Annotated in this window: 1 tRNA gene; it reads left to right on the top strand. The window is 65.9% G+C overall.

Annotated elements, in window-relative coordinates:
* Positions 1-210: 210 nt before the first annotated feature.
* Positions 211-287: transfer RNA gene (locus ACXYMR_RS13920), tRNA-Met, on the top strand.
* Positions 288-1,141 lie beyond the last annotated feature (854 nt).

The raw sequence follows: 1,141 nt of genomic DNA, 5'->3' as shown, positions 1-1,141 counted from the left end.
TCAAGACCCCTAGCGCCGATGGTACTGCGTCTTAAGACGTGGGAGAGTAGGTCGTCGCCCGGTCTGCACGCCAGAGACAACAAGATCCCTCCACAATAATCAAAATGCAAAATATGCCCCGCTTCGCGGGGTGTTTTTGTCTCCGGAGACCGGTTGACCCGGGGAGCCGGAGTGCTAGAAGACCGGTCCGCCTTCGGGTGGGCGCCCTGATGCGGGGTGGAGCAGTCCGGTAGCTCGTCAGGCTCATAACCTGAAGGTCGTAGGTTCAAATCCTACCCCCGCACCCAAAGCAAAACCCCCGGCCGCCTGGTCGGGGGTTTTTGCTTGTGTGGACTCGCGGGCAAAGTCCGTGCCTTGAAGGTGTTCCCACCCTGCCGCGCAAAAGCAGCCGCAATGCGGCCGGCTGTCCGGACCGCGTGTGCGAGGCCCTGGCATTCATGCAGCGGACGGTGGGCCCGGATGATCAACACGACGCACGCGGAAGAGCGGCCATGGGCATGCCTGTCCTGGAGCCGGTCGATGTGCTGGCTCGGCTGGTCGGCTTCGCACCCGGGCCTGGAGGCGGGGTCCGTGTGCCGGCGAGGCGTCGCGGTTGAAGCGCTGCGGGGGGAGGGCGACTCGCATGTGCCGGTTTCGACCCCATCTCTCTTTCCAGACACGCCCGCGAGACGCGGCCGCAATGGCCGGGGCGCTCGGGGTGGTGGGTCTAATGGCGACCACGATGTGCAGTTAGTCTGCGGTCTGGCTCAAGCAGGGCCGGCGCCGTGTCACGGCAGGGCTCGGGCCTGTGGACAAGTGGTTGGGTGGCGGCGCCCGCAAGCCAGTCGGGTGCCATGGCCTGCATCGCGGTGCAGTCGCCGCGTTGACTCTCCGCAGGGCTCGTTTAAAAGCCGCCTTCCTCGACGGGGCGCCCAGCACAGCGGGCACGTCGGAGAGGCCGGGGCAACACCGCCTCCGCATTGATCCAGCCGCCCGTCTGACGGGCACTGCGAAGACCGCGGAAAAGGTGATTGACTTGGCGAACTGGGCGGCTTAAACCCCGCCCTCCCTTGGAGAGGGGCGCCGGTGACGGGGTCTGGGTTTCGAGGGGGAAGGCGACGGTCTTCCGGAATTTTCATCGGCTGCTTCGGCGCTGCAGAAA

The sequence above is a fragment of the Maricaulis sp. CAU 1757 genome (assembly GCF_054482675.1).
This window is presented reverse-complemented; position numbering and strand designations above follow the sequence as displayed.